Origin of the sequence: Stenotrophomonas sp. T8 (genome assembly GCF_051853085.1) — a bacterium.
In the GTDB taxonomy this organism is placed as follows: domain Bacteria; phylum Pseudomonadota; class Gammaproteobacteria; order Xanthomonadales; family Xanthomonadaceae; genus Stenotrophomonas; species Stenotrophomonas sepilia.
Genome location: NZ_CP195329.1, coordinates 4230011 through 4248234, shown reverse-complemented (window position 1 = coordinate 4248234; position 18224 = coordinate 4230011). Strand labels below are relative to the sequence as shown.

General features: G+C 67.8%; 16 protein-coding genes. 3 read left to right on the top strand and 13 right to left on the bottom strand.

The annotated features are described in order from the left end of the window. Positions 1 to 46: 46 nt before the first annotated feature. From ntrC to glnA, 9 genes are all read right to left on the bottom strand, one after another. Positions 47 to 1495, bottom strand: coding sequence for a nitrogen regulation protein NR(I) (ntrC, locus tag ACSDHM_RS19560; protein WP_072167355.1), 1449 nt, complete (start codon positions 1493 to 1495; stop codon positions 47 to 49). Beyond that, positions 1488 to 2549 carry a two-component system sensor histidine kinase NtrB gene (locus ACSDHM_RS19555; RefSeq protein WP_072167356.1) on the bottom strand — a complete coding sequence of 354 codons (1062 nt, stop codon included), beginning with the start codon at positions 2547 to 2549 and terminating at the stop codon, positions 1488 to 1490. The genes ntrC and ACSDHM_RS19555 overlap by 8 nt, the downstream gene beginning before the upstream one ends. A 116-nt stretch (positions 2550 to 2665) precedes the next feature. Further along, a complete protein-coding gene (locus ACSDHM_RS19550) occupies positions 2666 to 4711 on the bottom strand; it encodes a TonB-dependent receptor (protein ID WP_072167370.1) in 2046 nt (681 codons plus the stop codon). A gap of 139 nt (positions 4712 to 4850) precedes the next feature. Next, positions 4851 to 5165 carry a hypothetical protein gene (locus ACSDHM_RS19545; RefSeq protein ID WP_072167371.1) on the bottom strand — a complete coding sequence of 105 codons (315 nt, stop codon included), beginning with the start codon at positions 5163 to 5165 and terminating at the stop codon, positions 4851 to 4853. Positions 5166 to 5272: 107 nt separating this feature from the next. Beyond that, complete coding sequence (gene mltA, locus ACSDHM_RS19540; RefSeq protein ID WP_439426515.1) at positions 5273 to 6439, bottom strand: murein transglycosylase A; 1167 nt, start codon at positions 6437 to 6439, stop codon at positions 5273 to 5275. Positions 6440 to 6506: 67 nt separating this feature from the next. Further along, positions 6507 to 7253 (bottom strand): N-acetylmuramoyl-L-alanine amidase, encoded by a 747-nt coding sequence (locus ACSDHM_RS19535; protein WP_439426514.1) that lies wholly within the window; start codon positions 7251 to 7253, stop codon positions 6507 to 6509. Between the two features lie 142 nt (positions 7254 to 7395). Next, positions 7396 to 8826, bottom strand: a complete 1431-nt coding sequence (gene amt, locus ACSDHM_RS19530) for an ammonium transporter (RefSeq protein WP_439426513.1) — start codon at positions 8824 to 8826, stop codon at positions 7396 to 7398. 22 nt (positions 8827 to 8848) lie between these two features. Further along, the gene (locus ACSDHM_RS19525) at positions 8849 to 9187 is read right to left on the bottom strand and encodes a P-II family nitrogen regulator (RefSeq protein ID WP_004134334.1); all 339 of its coding nucleotides are present in this window, start codon (positions 9185 to 9187) and stop codon (positions 8849 to 8851) included. A gap of 341 nt (positions 9188 to 9528) precedes the next feature. Next, complete coding sequence (gene glnA / locus ACSDHM_RS19520) at positions 9529 to 10938, bottom strand: type I glutamate--ammonia ligase (RefSeq protein ID WP_005420964.1); 1410 nt, start codon at positions 10936 to 10938, stop codon at positions 9529 to 9531. 223 nt (positions 10939 to 11161) lie between these two features. On the opposite strand from glnA, the gene ACSDHM_RS19515 reads away from it, so the two are divergent. From ACSDHM_RS19515 to ACSDHM_RS19505, 3 genes are all read left to right on the top strand, one after another. Then, positions 11162 to 11956, top strand: coding sequence for an undecaprenyl-diphosphate phosphatase (locus ACSDHM_RS19515; protein ID WP_439426512.1), 795 nt, complete (start codon positions 11162 to 11164; stop codon positions 11954 to 11956). A gap of 73 nt (positions 11957 to 12029) precedes the next feature. Further along, a complete protein-coding gene (locus tag ACSDHM_RS19510; RefSeq protein WP_005420968.1) occupies positions 12030 to 12854 on the top strand; it encodes an META and DUF4377 domain-containing protein in 825 nt (274 codons plus the stop codon). Between the two features lie 167 nt (positions 12855 to 13021). Then, a complete protein-coding gene (locus ACSDHM_RS19505) occupies positions 13022 to 13480 on the top strand; it encodes an META domain-containing protein (RefSeq protein ID WP_111201252.1) in 459 nt (152 codons plus the stop codon). Between the two features lie 126 nt (positions 13481 to 13606). Here the strand turns inward: ACSDHM_RS19505 and ACSDHM_RS19500 are convergent, their stop codons facing one another. The 4 genes from ACSDHM_RS19500 to ACSDHM_RS19485 are packed head-to-tail and all read right to left on the bottom strand — an operon-like array spanning position 13607 to position 18188. Next, positions 13607 to 14218: a YbhB/YbcL family Raf kinase inhibitor-like protein gene (locus ACSDHM_RS19500; protein ID WP_088496479.1), complete on the bottom strand. Its 612-nt coding sequence runs from the start codon at positions 14216 to 14218 to the stop codon at positions 13607 to 13609. A gap of 10 nt (positions 14219 to 14228) precedes the next feature. Further along, positions 14229 to 16298, bottom strand: a complete 2070-nt coding sequence (locus ACSDHM_RS19495) for a tetratricopeptide repeat protein (RefSeq protein ID WP_439426511.1) — start codon at positions 16296 to 16298, stop codon at positions 14229 to 14231. 56 nt (positions 16299 to 16354) lie between these two features. After that, complete coding sequence (locus tag ACSDHM_RS19490; protein ID WP_061479400.1) at positions 16355 to 17344, bottom strand: YheT family hydrolase; 990 nt, start codon at positions 17342 to 17344, stop codon at positions 16355 to 16357. A 52-nt stretch (positions 17345 to 17396) separates the two neighbouring features. After that, positions 17397 to 18188: a lysophospholipid acyltransferase family protein gene (locus ACSDHM_RS19485; RefSeq protein ID WP_061479384.1), complete on the bottom strand. Its 792-nt coding sequence runs from the start codon at positions 18186 to 18188 to the stop codon at positions 17397 to 17399. Between the last annotated feature and the right edge of the window lie 36 nt (positions 18189 to 18224).

The window sequence follows — 18224 nt, the reverse complement described above, 5'->3', positions numbered from 1 at the left end:
ATCAACGGTTCGGCAAGCGGGCGCGAGGATCGCGTGCATGGGCCGTTCAATGGCCCCCGCGGCGGCGTCCGGCGCCCAGCTTGCGGGTAAGGGTATTGCGGCCAAGGCCCAGGCGGGCCGCGGCTTCGGCACGGCGGCCGTGGGTGATCTGCAGCGCGGCCTCCAGCAGGGCATGGTCGACCCGCTCGCGCACCTGCGCGTGCAGCCCTTCCACGCCTTCGGCCAGCTGACGGCGTGCCCATTCGGCCAGCAGCGCTTCCCACTGCCCCGGATCGGCGATGGTGGTGCTGCTGCGACGACCGCGCGTACGGTTGAGCGCGGTATCGACGTCGGCCACGCCGATGGTGTCGGCGGCCGCCAACGCCGCCATCCGCCAGCACACGTTTTCCAGTTCGCGCACGTTGCCCGGCCAGTCGTGTTCGCGCAGCGCCTGCAGTGCGGCCGCGGTCAGGCGCTTCGGCGGCGTATCCAGCTTGCGCGCGGCGGCGGCCAGGAACGTACTGGCCAGCTGTGCGATGTCCTCGCGGCGCTCGCGCAGCGGTGGCAGCTGCAGGCGCACCACGTCGAGGCGGTGCAGCAGGTCGGCGCGGAACTTTCCTTGTGCAACCAGCCCTTCCAGGTCCTGGTGGGTGGCGGCGACCACGCGCACATCGACGCGGATCAGTTCGCGGCCACCGACGCGGAAGAACTCGCCCTGCGCCAGCACGCGCAGCAACCGGGTCTGCAACGGCAGCGGCATGTCGCCGATCTCGTCAAGGAACAGCGTGCCACCGTTGGCCTGCTCGAAGCGGCCGATATGGCGGCGCTGCGCACCGGTGAAGGCACCGGCCTCGTGGCCGAACAACTCGCTTTCCAGCAGCTCGGATGGGATTGCAGCGGTATTGAGCGCGACGAACGGACCCTGCGCGCGCGGCGATTCGCGATGCAACGCATTGGCCACCAGCTCCTTGCCGGTGCCGGTCTCGCCGGTGATCAGCACCGCCAGCGGTGCCTGCGCCAGGCGACCAATGGCGCGGAACAGCGCGCGCATCGGCGGGGTATCGCCCACCAGTTGCGGCGGTTGGTCGCTATGCGCTTCGGCCGCAGGTGTGGCCGCCGCCAATGCCGGTGCGACGGCCGGCAGCACCCGTTGCGCCAGTGCCACCGCATCGTCCAGATCGAACGGCTTGGACAGGAATTCATGCGCACCACCGCGGAACGCGCCGGCCGTGCTGGCTACATCGGTATAGGCCGACATCACCACCACCGGCAGCTGCGGCAGCGCGGCCTTGAGCTTGTCCAGCAGCACAAGGCCATCGTCGCCGGGCATGCGCACATCGGTGAACAGCAGCGCCGGTGGCGGGCCTTCGCTCAACGCCTGCAGGGCGGGTGCGGCGCTGTCGAAATCGAGGACCTGGTAGCCCGCCTCGCGTAGCGCGGTGCACAGCACGAAGCGCACGGCCCGATCGTCATCGACCACCCAGATGCGCTGCGGGGACGAAGAAGACTCAGACATCGCGCGGGGCCTCCTCGGCCGGGGCGGCGCCGTTGCCGATCGGCAACAGCAGGGTGAACACGGTATGGCCCGGGCGCGAGCGGTAGGTCAGCGTGCCGCGATGCTCGCGCGCCACCTGCTGGGCCAGCGCCAGGCCCAGGCCAGTGCCTTCGGCGCGGCCACTGACCAAGGGCAGGAACAGGTGTTCAGCCAGTTCCTCGGGAACGCCACGGCCGTCGTCGGCGATTTCCAGGCGCAACGCCAGCGTGTGCAGCTGCTCGGCAATGCGCACGCCATGCTCCACGCGGGTACGCAGGGTGATGTTGCCGGCGCCGGCCTGGATCGCGTTGCGCACCAGGTTCCAGACCGCCTGGGTGAGGCGGTCGGCGTCACCATGGAATTCGGGGATGCTGGGGTCGTAGTCACGCTGCAGGCGCACCGCCCAGCCGGCTTCGCTCTCGGCCAGGCGCAGCACGCGTTCCAGCGCGGCATGGATGTTCAGTTCCGCATGCGGCGCGGCCGGGGCCGGCGACAGCAGCTGGTCGAGCAGGCCGTTGAGGCGCTCGATCTCCGAACCGATCAGTTCGATCAGCTCACGTTCGCTGGCCTCGCGCTGGGCCGCGCGGCGGGCCAGCAGCTGAGCCGCGCCCTTCAGCCCGGCCAGCGGGTTGCGCAGCTCGTGGGCCAAGCCCTTCAGCGCCGCGCTGAGCGCGCTGGGCAGGGCCTGGGTCGGGTCCAGCCCGGGGAATTCGTCGACCGGATGCGCCTCCAGCAACCAGCCGCCATCGTCGCGGCGGCTCATCCAACCCTCGGCGAAGCGCGGCGCCTCGCCGGGCACCGCCAGCGCCAGCCGGTTCAGGCGCAGGCTGTCGCGCTCGTCGCGGGCCAGGAAATGGGCCAACGCCTCGCCCTGCACTTCCAAGGCGGCCAATGGCCGACCCAGCAGGCGCCGGACGCTGACGCCCAGCCAGCGGGCGAAGGCCGGATTGCAGCCGGCAATGCAGCCATCGGCCCCGGCCCAGGCCAGCGGCGTGCCCAGGGCATCGAGGGTCGGCGGCGGTGCGGGGTCGGACATTGCACCAATGTAGTGCAAAACGCGGGGTTCGGGGTCGGATCCCTTTCCGCCTGGAAAGGGCTCTGACCCCCTGCCGCAGGTCGAGCAAGCTCGACCACGACCACATGCGTGGCCGGTTACAGCTTCATGTTGAGGCCGACGAATACGCTGCGGCCCGGCGCCGGCGAGAACATCGGGCGGGCGGTGTCCCAGAAGAAGCTGTCGTACCAGGCGTAGGCGTACTCGCGGCCGGTAACGTTCTTCAGCTGCAGGTCCACGCTGAAACGCGGGGTGAGTTGGTAGGCCGCGCTGAGGTCGAGCACGGCGAAGCCTCCGAACTTGCCGGCCACGTTGCGCTCTTCCAGGTAGTAATCGCCCTGTGCACGCGCCTGCAGGCCCAGCCGCAGCGCATCCGTGGCGCGGTAGTCCACGCCCAGGTTGCTGATGTGGCGCGGGGTGGCGGCCACTTCCCGGCCCTGCAGGGAAATGCTGGCATCGCGGTCGTCGCGGGTGATCTTCGCTTCCTGGTAGGCGTGCGACGCCCATACCGTCCAGTCGTCGCCCAGCTGCAGGCTCAACTGCGCATCCACGCCGCGCCGGCGGGTCTTGCCCAGGGTGACCGTGGTGCCGGTGGCCGGCATGTTGGACACCTCGTTTTCCGCGTCCTGCTGCCACACCGCCAGGCGTGCCTGGCTGCCGGCAAACGGCTGGAATTTCAGGCCCAGCTCCATGCCGGTGTTGGTGGACGGCTGCATCGGTGCCTGCCCTGGGGTGAGGTAGGCCGGTGCGGTGGAGCCGGTCAGTACCTGGAAGGTGCGGCCCCAGTTTGCGTAGACATGGGTGGTCTGGCCCAGGCTGTGGATGACGCTCAGCTTGGGCTGGCCGATGCTGCTGTAGTCCTGCAGGCGGCCGTAGACGCCGTTCATCAGGTGCGTGCTGCCACTGAAGCGATCGATACGATAGGCCGGCACGATCTTCCAGGCCTCGACGGGCTGGTAGACGGCCTGCACGTAGGCGCCCCAGTTGTCGAAGCTGTGGCGATCATTGTTCTGCACCCGCGCTGGGGGCTGGCTGAAATCAGTGGGTTCGGCGTAGGCGTAGCGCTCGCGGAGGTAGCCGTTGTCCTGCTGCTCGTAGTTCAGGCCACCTTCGACGGTGAGCGTGGGGCTGGCCTGCCAGGTGAGCGTGCTGAGCAGGCCATGCTGCCGCTCGTCCCATATGCGGCGCTGGCGCGGCAGGTTGCCGGTGGGCAGGTCGCTGAAGGTCACGCGGCGGTCGTCTTCGTAGCGGTTGTAGTACAGCCGGGTGCCGAAGGTGATTGCGTCGGACAGTTTCATGTCCAGGTGCGCAGCAAGCTGGCGCATGTCGCGGTCATCGCCATCGTTGCCGTTGCGCAGCTCGCTGCCACGGCGGTGCGTGCGCAGCTCGTCGGCGGTCATGAAGCCGGGTTCGTCGGCTTCGTGGTGGTACGCACGGGCGGTCAGACCCACGCGCAGGCCGTCGTCCAGCGAGCCGTAGAACCACTTGCCGCCCAGCGAATATTTCTTCGAGGTGTCGTGGTCGCGGTAGCCGTCGCTGGCCTGGGTGCCAACGAAATAGTTCTGCGCGAAGCCATTGGCTTCACGGCCAACTGCCAGCTGCGCATCACGAGTGTTGTAGCTGCCGTAGGCCAGGCGCGCATCGGTGTAGCTGCCACCCTGGCGCGTACCGAAGTTCACGTTGCCGCCGATGTTGTGCAGGCCATAGCGCGGGTCGTTGGTACCACGCACCACTTCGATGTAGCTGATGTCCAGCGGGAACAGCATGTCGATGAAGCGCTGGTTGCCGCTGTTGACGTTGCTGGGGATGCCATCGATCAGCGTCTTGATGGCATTGAGGTAGCCCTCACCGTTGAAGGCGCGGAAGCTGACCTTGCCCGATTCGGCGCCCTGCCGGGTTTCGGTGAGCTGGATGCCGGGCATCTGCCCGAGCAGTTCCCAGCTGTGCGAGACGTTGCGGTTTTCGATCTGGTCTGCACCCAGGACGTCCACCGAGGTCAGTACCTGATGCGCACTGAGCTGGCCTTCGCCGTGCTGGTGCACCTGCACCTTGCCGAGAGTGAGCGCGGCGTCGGCCGACTGTGCGAAGGCTTCAGGGGCGAACGGTGCGGCCGCGAGGGCGGCCACCAGGGTGGGAGTCTTCATGGGAAGGGGTGGCTACGATAAAATGTAATTATATAACATTTCACATGTAGCCGTTGTAGAGTCGAGCCACGCTCGACTGCTGCTGGCAAACGGCAGTCGAGCGTGGCTCGACTCTACAAAGACGGGTGGCGAGAGGGGATTACACCGGGTAGCCGGTGGCTTCCCGTGCCTTCTTCCAGGCGGCTTCGAATTCACGCGCGGGAATTTCGTCGTCCTCGTCGAAATCCAGGAACGACACTGGCTGGTCGGCCAGCAGGAAGCGGTCGTCGCTGTGGGCATGCTCGTCGGCCCAGACCATCTTGGTCCCGTAGATTTCCACCTGCCGCACGATCTTCTCGCCACGCGCTTCCATCAGCACGTTGCCCTTGCCCAGGCCCGATTCGGCCCAGTGCTTGTAGTACTTCTTTGCGGCAGATTTCGCGCCGGATTTTGCGGTGTGCTTTGCGTAGGTCATTGCAGGAGCCCTGGCCGCAGGCGCGGCCGGAAAGTACGGAATGGAGCCATTATCAGGCATCCGGGGTCAGAGCCCTTTCCTTTGGAAGGGATCCGACCCTTGCCGGTTCAGTTGGGCAGGGGCACGCCCTTCGGCCACAGCATCCAGATGTTGCCCTTCTGCTTCATGTCGCCAGCCAGCTTGCCGGCGGCATCGCCGCTGCCCCAGTACAGGTCCGCGCGCACTTCGCCGGCGATGGCGCCGCCGGTGTCCTGCGCGGCCACCGGGCGCACCACCGGACTGCCGTCCGGGCGCGTGGTGGACAGCCACAGCAGGCTGCCCAGCGGCACCACGGTGCGGTCCACGGCAACGCTGTAGCCGGCGGTGAGCGGGACGTTCAGTGAACCGCGCGGGCCCTCCGGGCTGTCCGGGTTGCGCACGAAGAACACGTAGCTGGGATTGCTGCGCAGCAGCTCGGGCACCCTCGCAGGATTGGCCCGGGCCCAGCTGCGGATCGCGTCCATGGTGACGTCTTCCTTCTTCAGCTGGCCCTGGTCCACCAGCCAGCGGCCGATGGCGCGGTAGGGGTGTCCGTTCTGCTCTGCGTAGGCCAGCCGAATCTGCGTGCCGTCGCCCAGGCGCACGCGGCCAGACCCCTGGATCTGCAGCAGCTGCAGGTCCATCGGGTCGGTCAGCCAGGCCAGCACCGGCGCCTTGGCGCCCTTGGCCGCGATGGTGCCGGCGTCGTCATAGGGCTTGAGCACCTTGCCTTCGACGCGACCGCGCAGGCGCTTGCCCTTCAGTTCCGGGTAGAGGCTGTCCAGTTGCACCACCACCAGATCATCCGGCGTGCCGTACACCGGCACCGTCGCTTTGTGGGTGCGGGTGAGGCTGCCGGGGTAGATCGGCTCGTAGTAGCCGGTAATCAGCCCGTCGGCCTGGTGGCCACCGGCACGCAGCGCGTAGGCATCGAGGTCGCGCTGCAGGAACTGGCGGATCGCGGCCGGGTCCTTGTCTGATACTGCGACGGCAGTGGCGCAGGGTTTGGCCCAGACCGCATCGTTCTTCAGGCGGGTGCAGCTGCTGCGCCAGGCCACGAAGCCGGCCTGCAGATCAGCGTCGGAGACTGCGGGCAGGGCTTTCCAGTCGACCTTGGCGTAGGTGGCCGCCGGCGGCGTGGGCGGCGTGGGCGCTTCGGAGCCCGTGCGGGGAGCAGTGGTGGCGCAACCGGCGAGCACCGCCGCTGCCAACAGGGTCCAGTGCTTGCGCTTGAAGAAGGTAGCGGAATCGATCATGCCGCCATGGTGGAGTGCCGGCCGCCGGGCGGCAACCCAGCGCGGGGTCAAGCGTTCATGCGCCGGATCACGGCGTCTGCAGCAGCAGCGAGTGCAGGATGCGGGCGTCTTCGGCATCCAGCGTCTTCGGCAGGTCGTCGCGACCACGGAAACGGCGGTGGAAGGCCGCAACGGTGGCCTCACGGTTGTCCAGCGGATAGCCGAAGCGGGCCAGCGCATTCCACGCATCGAAGCCTTCCGGCGCAGCACCATCGGCCGCACGCGGCCAGACGCCGAATCCGGCCTCGGCCAGCTGCTGCCATGGGAAGAACCGGCTCGGATCCTGCTTGCGCGTCGGCGCCAGGTCGGCATGGCCGATCACCTGGCGCGGCGGAATGTTCAGGCGCGTGGTGAGATCGCGCAGCAGCACGATCAGCGATTCGATCTGCGCCGCACTGTACGGGCTGCGGCCATCGTTGTCGAGCTCGATGCCGATCGAGGCCGAATTAAGATCGGTGATGGTGCCCCAGCGCCCGGCCCCGGCGTGCCAGGCACGGCGCTCATCGGCGACCAGCTGGTAACGATGGCCATCGGCGCCGATCAGGTAGTGCGCACTGACCGGCCCACCGCTGTTGGCGGTACGCAGCGTATGCAAGCTCTGCTGCACCGATTTCTGCTCGGTGTGGTGGATGACGATGATGACCGGCGTGCGCGCGTTCTGGTTCGGTGACGGCACCCAGGTGGCGAGCGGGTTGTGCGTCTCTCGTGGCGTGGAAGCGCAGGCGGCCAGCAGCAGGCAGGCCGAGAGCATCACAGTGGTGCGGATCGGGTGCATGGCCTGATTGTGCGTGATCAGGCGCGATGATGCATGCCACCGTGCCGACCAACGGTCGGCGCCCACCAGAGCAGGAGCAGTGCCAGGCAAGCCTGGCACCGACCAAACGCAAAGGCGGCCCCGCAGGGCCGCCCGTCATGCCTCAGGCCTCGTAGGCAGACTCGCCGTGCGAGGTCACATCCAGGCCGGTGCGTTCGGCCTCTTCGGTCACGCGCAGACCGACCACGACCTTGACCACCAGCAGGATGACCGCGGTCACCACCGCCGACCACAGTACGGTCAAGCCGACACTGACCACCTGCACCCACACCTGATGGGCGATATCCAGATCGGCCTTGGTACCGCCCAGCGACTGTGCGCTGAACACGCCGGTGAGGATCGCGCCGACGATGCCGCCGACACCATGCACACCGAACACGTCGGCCGTGTCGTCCACTTTGAGCAGGCGCTTGAGGCCGGTCACGCCCCACACGCAGACCACGCCGGCGACGAAGCCGATCACGATCGCACCGAGCGGGCCAACCGTGCCGCAGGCCGGTGTGATGCCGACCAGCCCGGCCACCGCACCCGAGGCCGCGCCCAGCGCCGACGGCTTGCCCTTGCCGATCGCCTCCACCAGGGTCCAGCCAAGCACGGCAGCAGCGGTGGCCAGCACGGTGTTGAGGAAAGCCAGCGAGGCCACCGTATCGGCGGCGGCGGCGGAACCGGCATTGAAGCCGAACCAGCCCACCCACAGCAGCATGGCGCCGATGTAGGTAAACGGTACGTTGTGCGGCTTCAGCGCGGTCTGGCCGTAGCCCAGGCGCTTGCCGACGAACCACGCACCGACCAGGCCGGCCACGCCCGCATTGATGTGCACCACGGTGCCACCGGCGAAGTCGATCGCGCCCAGCTCACCCAGGTAGCCGCCGCCCCAGACGATGTGTGCCATCGGGATGTAGCTGAGGGTGAACCACAGTGCCGAGAACAGCAGTACAGCACGGAACTTGATGCGCTCGGCGAAGGCACCGACGATCAGCGCAGTGGTGATGCCGGCGAAGGTCGACTGGAAGGCGACGAACAGGTAATCCGGCAGGCCCTTGATCGGCGTGTTGCCCACCGACTCCGGGGTGAAGCCCTTGAGGAAGGCGAACTCGGTGAACGAACCGAAGAATGGATTGCCCGCACTGAACACCGCGCTGTAGCCGTAGGCCACCCACAGCAGCAGCACCAGCGAGAACACCACCAGGATCTGGCTGAGCACCGACAGCACATTCTTCGAACGCACCAGTCCGCCGTAGAACAGGGCCAGGCCCGGCACCACCATCAGCAGCACCAGCAACGTGGAGGTAAGCATCCAGGCGACGTCGCCACGATCATACGCGGCGGCCGCTTCGGCCACGGCCGGCGCAGCGGCGCTGGCGGCCGGATCGTGCAACGGCTCGACCGCCACGCTTTCGCTCGGCAACGGCGAGACCTGGGCCTGGGCGTGGGCGCTGCCCGGCCAGGCACCGGCGGCCAGCGCGCTGAGCAGCATCAGCAGGCACACCAGGTGGAACCGGGCTTGCCACCCGGTGAGAAGGCGCATCTTCATGGGGGGAATCTCCGGAAGGGGGTTACAGCGCGTCGGCACCGATTTCGCCGGTGCGGATGCGGATGACCTGTTCAACGGCGGTGACGAAGATCTTGCCGTCACCGATCTTGCCGGTGCCTGCCGACGACTGGATCGCTTCGATCACCGCGTCGGCACGCTCGTCGGTGACCACCGTTTCGATCTTGATCTTGGGCAGGAAATCGACGACGTACTCGGCGCCGCGATACAGCTCGGTGTGGCCCTTCTGGCGACCGAAACCTTTCACTTCGGTCACGGTGATGCCCGACACGCCTGCATCGGACAGGGCCTCGCGGACCTCGTCGAGCTTGAACGGTCGGATGATGGCGGAGATCAGTTTCATGCGCATGTCCCGAGGGTGGATGGGGCCAGCGCGCCAGCGCGCGTTGGCATCAGGCAACCACGGGTCATCAGGGTGATGACCGTGGCTGTTGCACCGGACACGTACAGGGCCGGGACGGCCGTGCCTCTCTCCTTGCACGACCGACGCGGGAGGGAGGGCAGCCCTGGTCGCGTATCCGGTCTCTCTTGCCCCTGTTTCAGCGGACCGGCAGTCCGCTGTACTGCAGCGGGCCAGCGACCCGCTCTACAACGGCGGGCCTGCGCCCGCCTTGCGGCTCCCCAGCCGCGAGAACGGAAGCGATGGCGGCGGGTGGGAGGGGGACCCACCGCCATCGCGCCCGGTCAGCTGGCGTAGTACAGCTGGTATTCCAGCGGGTGGGTGGCCGCGCGGAACTTGGTCACTTCCTGCATCTTCAGCGCGATGTAGCCGTCGATGAAGTCATCGCTCATCACGCCGCCGGCCTTGAGGAACTCGCGGTCCTTGTCCAGCGCTTCCAGCGCCTGGTCCAGCGAGGAGCAGACCTGCGGGATCAGCTTCTCTTCCTCCGGCGGCAGGTCGTACAGGTCCTTGTCGCTCGGTGCACCCGGGTCGATCTGGTTCTTGATGCCGTCCAGGCCGGCCATCATCAGCGCGGTGAAGGTCAGGTAGCCGGACTGGATCGGATCCGGGAAGCGCATTTCGATGCGGCGCGCCTTCGGGTTGGACACCCACGGAATGCGGCACGAGGCCGAACGGTTGCGGGCCGAATAGGCCAGCATCACCGGCGCCTCGAAGCCCGGCACCAGGCGCTTGTAGCTGTTGGTGCCCGAGTTGGCGAAGGCATTGATGGCCTTGGCGTGCTTGAAGATGCCGCCGATGTACCACAGCGCCAGCTGGCTCAGGCCACCGTAGCCGTCACCGGAGAACAGGTTGGTGCCGCCCTTGGACAGCGACTGGTGCACATGCATGCCGCTGCCGTTGTCGCCGACGATCGGCTTGGGCATGAAGGTGACGGTCTTGCCGTTGCGGTGCGCGACGTTCTTGATGACGTACTTCATGCGCAGCAGCTCGTCGGCCTTCTGCACCAGGGTGCTGAACTTGGTGCCGATCTCGCACTGGCCCGCAGTGGCCACTTCGTGGTGCTGCACTTCCACTTCGATGCCGACCTGTTCCAGGGTCTTGCACATTTCCGCGCGCAGGTCGTGCAGGGTGTCGGTCGGCGGAACCGGGAAGTAGCCGCCCTTCACGCCCGGACGGTAGCCGCTGTTGGCGCCGTCATACTTGGCGCCGCTGTTCCACGCCGCTTCTTCCGAGTCGACCTTGAAGAAGGTGTTGCCCATTTCGTTGGCGAAACGGACCGAGTCGAAGATGAAGAATTCCGGCTCCGGGCCGAAGAACGCGGTTTCGGCGATGCCGGAGGACTTCAGGTAGGCCTCGGCACGCTTGGCGATGCCGCGCGGGCAGCGGCCATAGGCCTGCATGGTGGCCGGATCGAGGATGTCGCAGCTGATCACGATGGTCGGATCGGCGTAGAACGGGTCGACGTAGGCGCTGGACGGGTCCGGCAGCAGCACCATGTCCGATTCGTTGATGCCCTTCCAGCCGGCGATCGAGCTGCCGTCGAACATCTTGCCTTCTTCGAACAGCGACGGTTCGACGATGCTGACCGGGAAGGTGACGTGCTGCTCGACGCCACGCATATCCACGAAACGCAGATCGACGAACTCGATCTGGTTGTCCTTGATCAGCTTCTCAACGTTTTCCACGGACATCGGTACGACCTCGGATGGGGATGAATGCCTGCTGAGGTACAGCAATGACCGTGCCAACTTTTCGATACCCGCAAGTCGTTGATTTCAATATGGCTGCCCCGCGCCGGTGCAGAACGGTGCGCACCAAACCGGTGCGCCCGCCAACAGACGCACCCGTTTGGTGCAGCAGGGATCGTCTATCCTCTCGACCTTCTTCCTTCCGCCGCGCGTGCCCGCACCGTCCATGTCCGACCTGCTCTCCGCCCTGCTGCTGGGCATCCTCGAAGGCTTGACCGAATTCCTGCCGATCTCCAGCACCGGCCACCTGCTCATCGCCCAGCACTGGCTGGGTGCCCGCTCGGACTTCTTCAACATCTTCATCCAGGCCGGCGCGATCGTGGCCGTGGTGCTGGTGTTCCGCCAGCGCCTGCTGCAGCTGGCCACCGGCTTGAACCAACGCGAGAACCGTGAGTACGTGTTCAAGCTGGGCGCTGCGTTCCTGGTCACCGCCGTGGTCGGCCTGGTGGTGCGCAAGGCCGGCTGGTCGCTGCCGGAGACGGTCAGCCCGGTGGCCTGGGCACTGATCATCGGTGGCGTCTGGATGCTGCTGGTGGAGGCCTACACCGCGCGCCTGCCCGACCGCGACCAGGTGACCTGGACAGTGGCGATCGGCGTGGGCCTGGCGCAGGTCGTGGCCGGCGTGTTCCCCGGTACCTCGCGCTCGGCCTCGGCGATCTTCCTGGCCATGCTGTTGGGCCTGAGCCGTCGCGCCGCTGCCGCCGAGTTCGTGTTCCTGGTCGGCATTCCCACCATGTTCGCCGCCAGCGCCTACACCTTCCTGGAAATGGCCAAGGCCGGGCAGCTGGGCAGCGAGAACTGGACCGAGGTGGGCGTGGCCTTCCTTGCCGCGGCCGTCACCGGCTTCGTCGTAGTGAAGTGGCTGATGGGCTACATCAAGTCGCACCGGTTCACCGCCTTCGCCCTCTACCGCATCGCGCTGGGCGCAGCGCTGCTGCTGTGGTTGCCCTCCGGCAGCTGAACAGCACTGGGGCACGGTAACCCCATGGCCGGCCCCACCCCGTTTTCCCCACGGTTCCCCAAGGAGAATCACCATGAACCGCAAGCTCACCCTGCTCCTCCCGCTGGCCCTGATGGCCGCCTGCAGCCAGACCCCGGCCCCGGCCGGCAATGGCGGCGACGACGTGGCCCCGGCCGCGACCAAGGCAGCGGACCAGCAGACGCTGGCGCACCTGGATGCGCAGCGCCTGCAGAGCCAGCACTGGCTGCTGCAGCAGGCCACCGGCGCCGACGGCAAGCGCATCGACGCGCTGTTCGCCCGCGAAGACAAGCCGGTCACCCTGGACTTCGCTGATGGCCGCCTGTCGGTCAGCAACACCTGCAACCGCATGGGCGGCGGCTACACCCTGGCCGACGGCAAGCTGACGGTCAGTGCGATGGCCTCGACCATGATGGCCTGCACCGACAAGGCGCTGATGGCGCTGGACGAAGCCGTGTCGAGCCGCCTGCAGGGCGAACTGAAGGCCGAGCAGGATGCCGATGGCAAGCTGACCCTGACCAATGCCAAGGGCGACGTGCTGGTGTTCAACCCCGAACCGACCGCTGAAACGCGCTACGGCGGCGCCGGCGAAACCGTGTTCCTGGAAGTGGCCGCGAAGACCGAGAAGTGCTCGCACCCGCTGATCCCGGACTACCAGTGCCTGCAGGTGCGCGAAGTGAAGTTCGACGACAAGGGCCTGAAGCAGGGTGAGCCGGGCAAGTTCGAGAACTTCTACGGCAACATCGAGGGCTACACCCACGAAGACGGCGTGCGCAACGTAGTGCGCGTGAAGCGCTACGAAGTGAAGAACCCGCCGGCCGATGCGCCGTCGCAGGCCTACGTGCTGGACATGGTGGTCGAGTCGGCCATCGAGAAGTGATGTAGAGCCGACTGTTAGTCGGCTGGCTCTTGAAGGGCGGACGCGAGGTCGCCCTTCTTCGTGGTGGGTAGAGCCGGCCGCTGGCCGGCTGCCTTGCGGAGCACCGCCAACACACGGATGTTGCCGGCCAACGGCCGGCACTACCCGCATGCATCAGGGAGATCGGCATGAAGCACGCCCCCGCCCTCATCATTGCCGCGCTGCTGGCCATGTCTACGGATGTGGCCGCTGCCAGCACGCCCACCACCGGGCAGCTCGAGGCACATCCGTGGCAACTCGCGCGCGCCACCGACGCGCAGGGCCGGCGCATTGATGCGTTGTTCGTGCGCGGTCGACCGCCCTACACGCTGCGCTTCCAACCCGGCTACATGAGCGAGTTGAACCTGTGCAACCAGTCAAGCAGCACCTATCACCTGCAAGGTGACCGGCTGCTTCTTGAGGGCGGCATCATCACCACAGCCGCTTGCATGCGGGCCGAGGTGGCCGAACAGGAACGTGTCGCCGGCACGCTGGTGAATGCACGCGCAGAGATGACGCTTGCGCTGGATGAGCGTGGCCGCCTGCTGCTGCGCAATGCGCATGGCGATGTGCTGGTGTTCGCGCCGGTAGCCGGTACGGACGAATGAAAAGGGCGGCCGCAGGGTCGCCCGTCTTCGCCAGCGGTAGAGCCGGCCGCTGGCCGGCTGCCACGGGCGAATGCAGCAACACACGGACGTGGCCGGCCAGCGGCCGGCACGACCCGTTATGCAGCCTCAGCCCAGCGCCGGATTCAACGTGTAGGTGCCGTGCAGTGCCGCTTCGGCCAGCACGTGGCCGTGCATGGCCCGGTACGCGTCGGCGGCGGTGAAGCGTGCCGGCAGCTGCAGCGATGCCACGTCCAGCGCGAACACGCGGAAGAAGTAGCGGTGCACGCGCTCGTCATTGAACGGCGGATAGGGGCCGTCGTAGCCCAGGTAGTCACCGGCCATGTCCGGGTTGCCGGCGAACCAGCCGGTGAAGTCGTTCAGGCCCTGGCGGCTGCCGGCCGGCCCGGCCGGCGTGGTCTTGCCCTTCACCACGAAGCCGTCGCTGCAGCTGCCTGCGGCAATCTCGCGCACCGAAGCCGGAATATCGGCCATCACCCAGTGCACGAAATCACAGCGGGGCTGGTCGCGTGGCACGCTCATGTCGGTGCGGCCGACCGTCTCCGGCACGGTCGGCACGTCCGGATCGACGCATACCAGCAGGAACGAACGGGTGCCATCCGGCACATCGCTCCAGGCCAGGTGCGGATTGCGGTCCGGTGCGAAGCCCGCGGCATCGCCTGCGGCGAATTCGCGGTCGATCGGTGCACCGTTGGTCAGGCTGTGGCTGCTCAGTTGCATCGGCGTGTCCTCACTCTTCCGGGTAACCCAGGCGCACCGCGATCGGGGTGAGCTTGGCGAAGGCGGCGCTCATCACGTCGCGGTAGTTGCGCCAGTGGCCCGGCGGGAAACGCGGCGCGCCCAGCTGCGCGGCCGGCGGCATCGGCCGCTCGAACAGTCGGCCCAGCAGTTCGGCCATCGCCTGCGGATCGTTGCCGATCTGGTCGATGCGCAGCAACACCTGCGGGTACAGATCGTCCTCGTGCAGGGCGGCGACCTGGGCCAGCGCGCGCGCCAGCCATTCGCTGGCTTCGGCCAGCGAGGTCATCGCCAGCGGCGCGGCCGCACCGTAGGCCACCCAGTCCAGCAGCATGTCGCGCGGATCGCGCAGCACCACCAGCAGGCGGCCCTGCGGCAACTGCGGGCGCAGCGCCCACAGCAGCGCGTTGTCCCACCACAGCAGCCAGTCGATGATCGCGTCGTCCTGCACGCCGCGCGACGGCAGCTGTTCGCGCCAGCGCTGCACCAGCCGCTCCGGCGTCAGCACGCCCGAAGCGAGGTCCTGCAGCGTGTGGTAGTTCTGGAACGCGTCGTCGGGTGCGTTGGAGGTATAGCGGTCGCTGCGCAGTACCGGGCTGGCCGCAGCCAGGGCGGTCGCCACGCGCTCCACGCCCGACCCCGGCGCACCCCACAGGAAGATCGGTGCGGAAGTGGCATCACCGTCGATCTCGCCCTTGTCCGGCCAGCTCGGCGGTGCCTTGGCCTGCGGCGGCAGCGGCAGGCGCTGCGGGGCCTGGTCGGCCTGCAGGGCAAGCCAGGTCTGCAGCGCGTCTTCGTGCTGCCCGGCGCGATCCTGGATCTCGCCCAGCCAGGTGCGCAGGTCGGCACGGTGGCCTTCCGGCGCCATGCCGATCAGCGCCTGCACGCGGGCGACGGCAGCGGCCGGATCGCGCTGGAGCAGGCCTTCGACCAGGCGGGTTTCGCCACTGACACGGCCCGGTTCGAGGCTGACGATACGCTCGGCGATCGCTTCGGCCTGCGCGTGTTCGCCCACCATGTCGTGCAGCCGCAGGCGCGCTTCCAGCGCCGGCAGGTGGCCCGGCATCGCGTCCATCCAGCGCTCGACCGTGGCGGCGGCGGTGGCACTGCCGACCTCCTCCACCGCCAGGCGTGCCAGCCACAGGTCGTGCAGCTGCGGGTGCTGCTCCAAGGCGGCATCCAGGCGTGCGCGGGCCTCGTCTTCGCGACCCAGGCGCTGCCAGGACATCAGCAGCAGCTGCAGCACGTCGCGGTCATCAGGCAGCGATTCCAGCAACGGCAGCAGGTGTTCCAGCGCCTGCAGCGGCTGGCCGCTGCGCAGTGCCAGTTCACCAGCCAGGCGGCGCATCGAAGGCGTATCCAGGCCTTCCTGCTGCAGCGCGATCTGCATCGCTTCTGCCGCAGCTTCCAGGTTGCCCTGGCGCATGGCCAGCTGCACCACCAGGCCATGCAACGAGGCGATGGTCGGGTTCAGTTCCAGCACGCGGCGGAACGCCTGCTCGGCGAAGGCCAGCATGTTCTTGCCCAGGTAGGCGAAGCCCAGTGCGTAAAGCACGCGGATGTCGTTGGGCAGGGCCTGGTTGGCGGCCGACAGCAGCGTCAGCGCGCGATCGGCATCATCGCGGCGCAGCGCGATCATGCCATCGATGGTCAGCAGCTCCGGGTGGTCCGGCTCGACACGCGAGGCCAGCGTGGACAGGCGCTGCGCTTCATCGAAATCGTTGCGACCGATCGCCAGGTGGGCCTGCATCAGGTACGCGGCGAATGCGTTCGGGTCCAGCCCGGTGGTGCGCGTCAGTGCTTCGCCGGCGCCGTCGAACTGGCGCAGGGCCAGCAGCAGGCCGGCGTGCTGCAGGTGCAGCTGGGCGTTGTCCGGGGCCAGCTGCAGCGCCTGCTGCAGGGCTTCCATCGCGTCCTCGGCCTTGCCCTGCTGCTGCAGCGCAAGCGCCAGCCAGCGGTGGGCCTCGGCCTGGCCGGGTTCATCACGGGTCCACGCCTGGGCCAGCTGCACGGCCTGGTCGGCCTCGTTCTGGCGCAACGCTTGGATGATCTGGTCTTGCATGGCGGTCCGGTTCAAGGGCAAACCCGCATTGTAGCGGCCTGCGCGCCCGTGCCGGTTCAGCCTTGCAGCACGCGCTGCAGGCGCTGCGCCACCCAGCGCTCGGAGAAGCCGTCACCGCGCCAGTTTTCCAGGAAGCCACAGTGTCCGCCCCAGCTGGCGGTTTCCAGATGCGCCTGGTGCGGCAGCTGCCAGTCGCTGAAGGTCGCGTAGGGGATCACCGGGTCGTCCTGCGCCATCAGGATGTCGGCAGGCACCTGCAACGTGGACAGCCGATCGCCGGCAATCGAGTAGCCATCGAAATAGGCCTGCAACGAACCGAAACTGGTGTGGCGCTCGACCAGCCAGGCAGTCAGCGCGCGGATGTCCAGTTTCAGTACGCGGTCGTCGCAGTCGCTCAGTTCGGGGAACAGGTCGCGCTTGCGCCGCAGCGAACCGGCCCACTTGCGGCGGAAGTACCAGTCGTACATCGCCGGGCCGTTCTCGATGCTCTCCATGGTCAGCGCCGGATCCAGCACCGGGCATACCGAGGCCACGCGCAGCAGCGGCACGCCGGCCGCTGGCGCGCGCTGGGCCAGGCGCAGCACGAAATTGCCGCCCAGCGAGTAACCGGCGGCCACCAGCGGCAACTGCGGCCAGCGCTGGGCGATATCGCCCGCGGCATGCACCACTTCGTCGATCAGGTTGGAGTGGAAGATGCCGGGGTTGAGATGATGGGTATTGCCGTGGTCGCGGAAATTCAGCCGCACCACGTCAAAGCCCTGTTCGAGCATGCGCGCGGCCGCCATGCGCATGTAGCTGGATTCGGCGCTGCCTTCCCAGCCGTGCAGCAGCAGGGCCATGCCCTTGGGTTCGCGGCCTTCGATGTGGCTGTGCCAGCCTTGCAGGCGCACGCCATCACCGCCGTCGAGGATCAGTTCTTCGCTGATCGCACCGGTCGCGGCCAGCAGCAGCAGGCCGCGCTGCAGGCGCATGCGGCTGGAGCTGAGCATCGACTGCAGATGCGGATTGCGCAGCCAGCGCGGCGGCTGGTAGTCAGCCGCGTGCAGCGTCGGCGTGCCGGCGTCCAGGACGGGTGGCGGGATCAGGGCCACCGCACCCTCACTCGGAGCTCATGGCCGCCACGATGCGCGCGCGCGACGTCTCCGCGATGCGCCGACGGCCTTCCAGGTCCTGCGCACCGATCGGTGCCAGGAAGTGCACTTCTGCACGCCGCGCCGGCTCACCGAGCAGGCGCAGGAAATTGGCGAAGAAACTCTCGCCGGGGCCGAACGCGACAATGGTCTGCGCATCGCCCTTGAGCCCGTACACCAGTGCCACCGGCTGCACCGGCACGCCGGTTTCAACCGCGGCCTGGAAGATGCGGGCATGGAACGGGCCTACTTCGTGGCCGCCGCGGGTGCGCCCTTCCGGGAACACGCCCACCGCCTTGCCTTCGCGCAGGCGATCGGCCATCACCTGCATCACGCCACCGAGCGATTCGGTGTTGCCGCGCTGGTGGAAGATGGTCTGGCCACGCGCGGCCAGCCAACCGACCAACGGCCAGCTGGCGATCTCGCGCTTGGCGACGAAGCCCATCATGCGCTGGCTGTGCAGGATGCAGATGTCGACCCAGCTGACGTGGTTGGCGACGAACAGCACGGCGCCGGGCAACGGCGTACCGATCTGCACCAGGCGGAAGCCGAAGATCCACATCAGCCCGCCCTGCCACCAGTTGACCACTTTGGCCCCCAGGGTCGCCTCGCCCACGCGCAGTTCGCCCCACGGCCGAAGCATGCCGATCAGGATGAGCGGCAGGAACACAACGATGTGGACCAACAGCAGCGGTACGCGGTACAGGTAACGGCACACACGCGCCACGCCGCCGCGGGGGGCCGGAGTGGGGGAAGTCATCCGCGCACGATACCGGAGGGCCGTCATCGCTGCCAG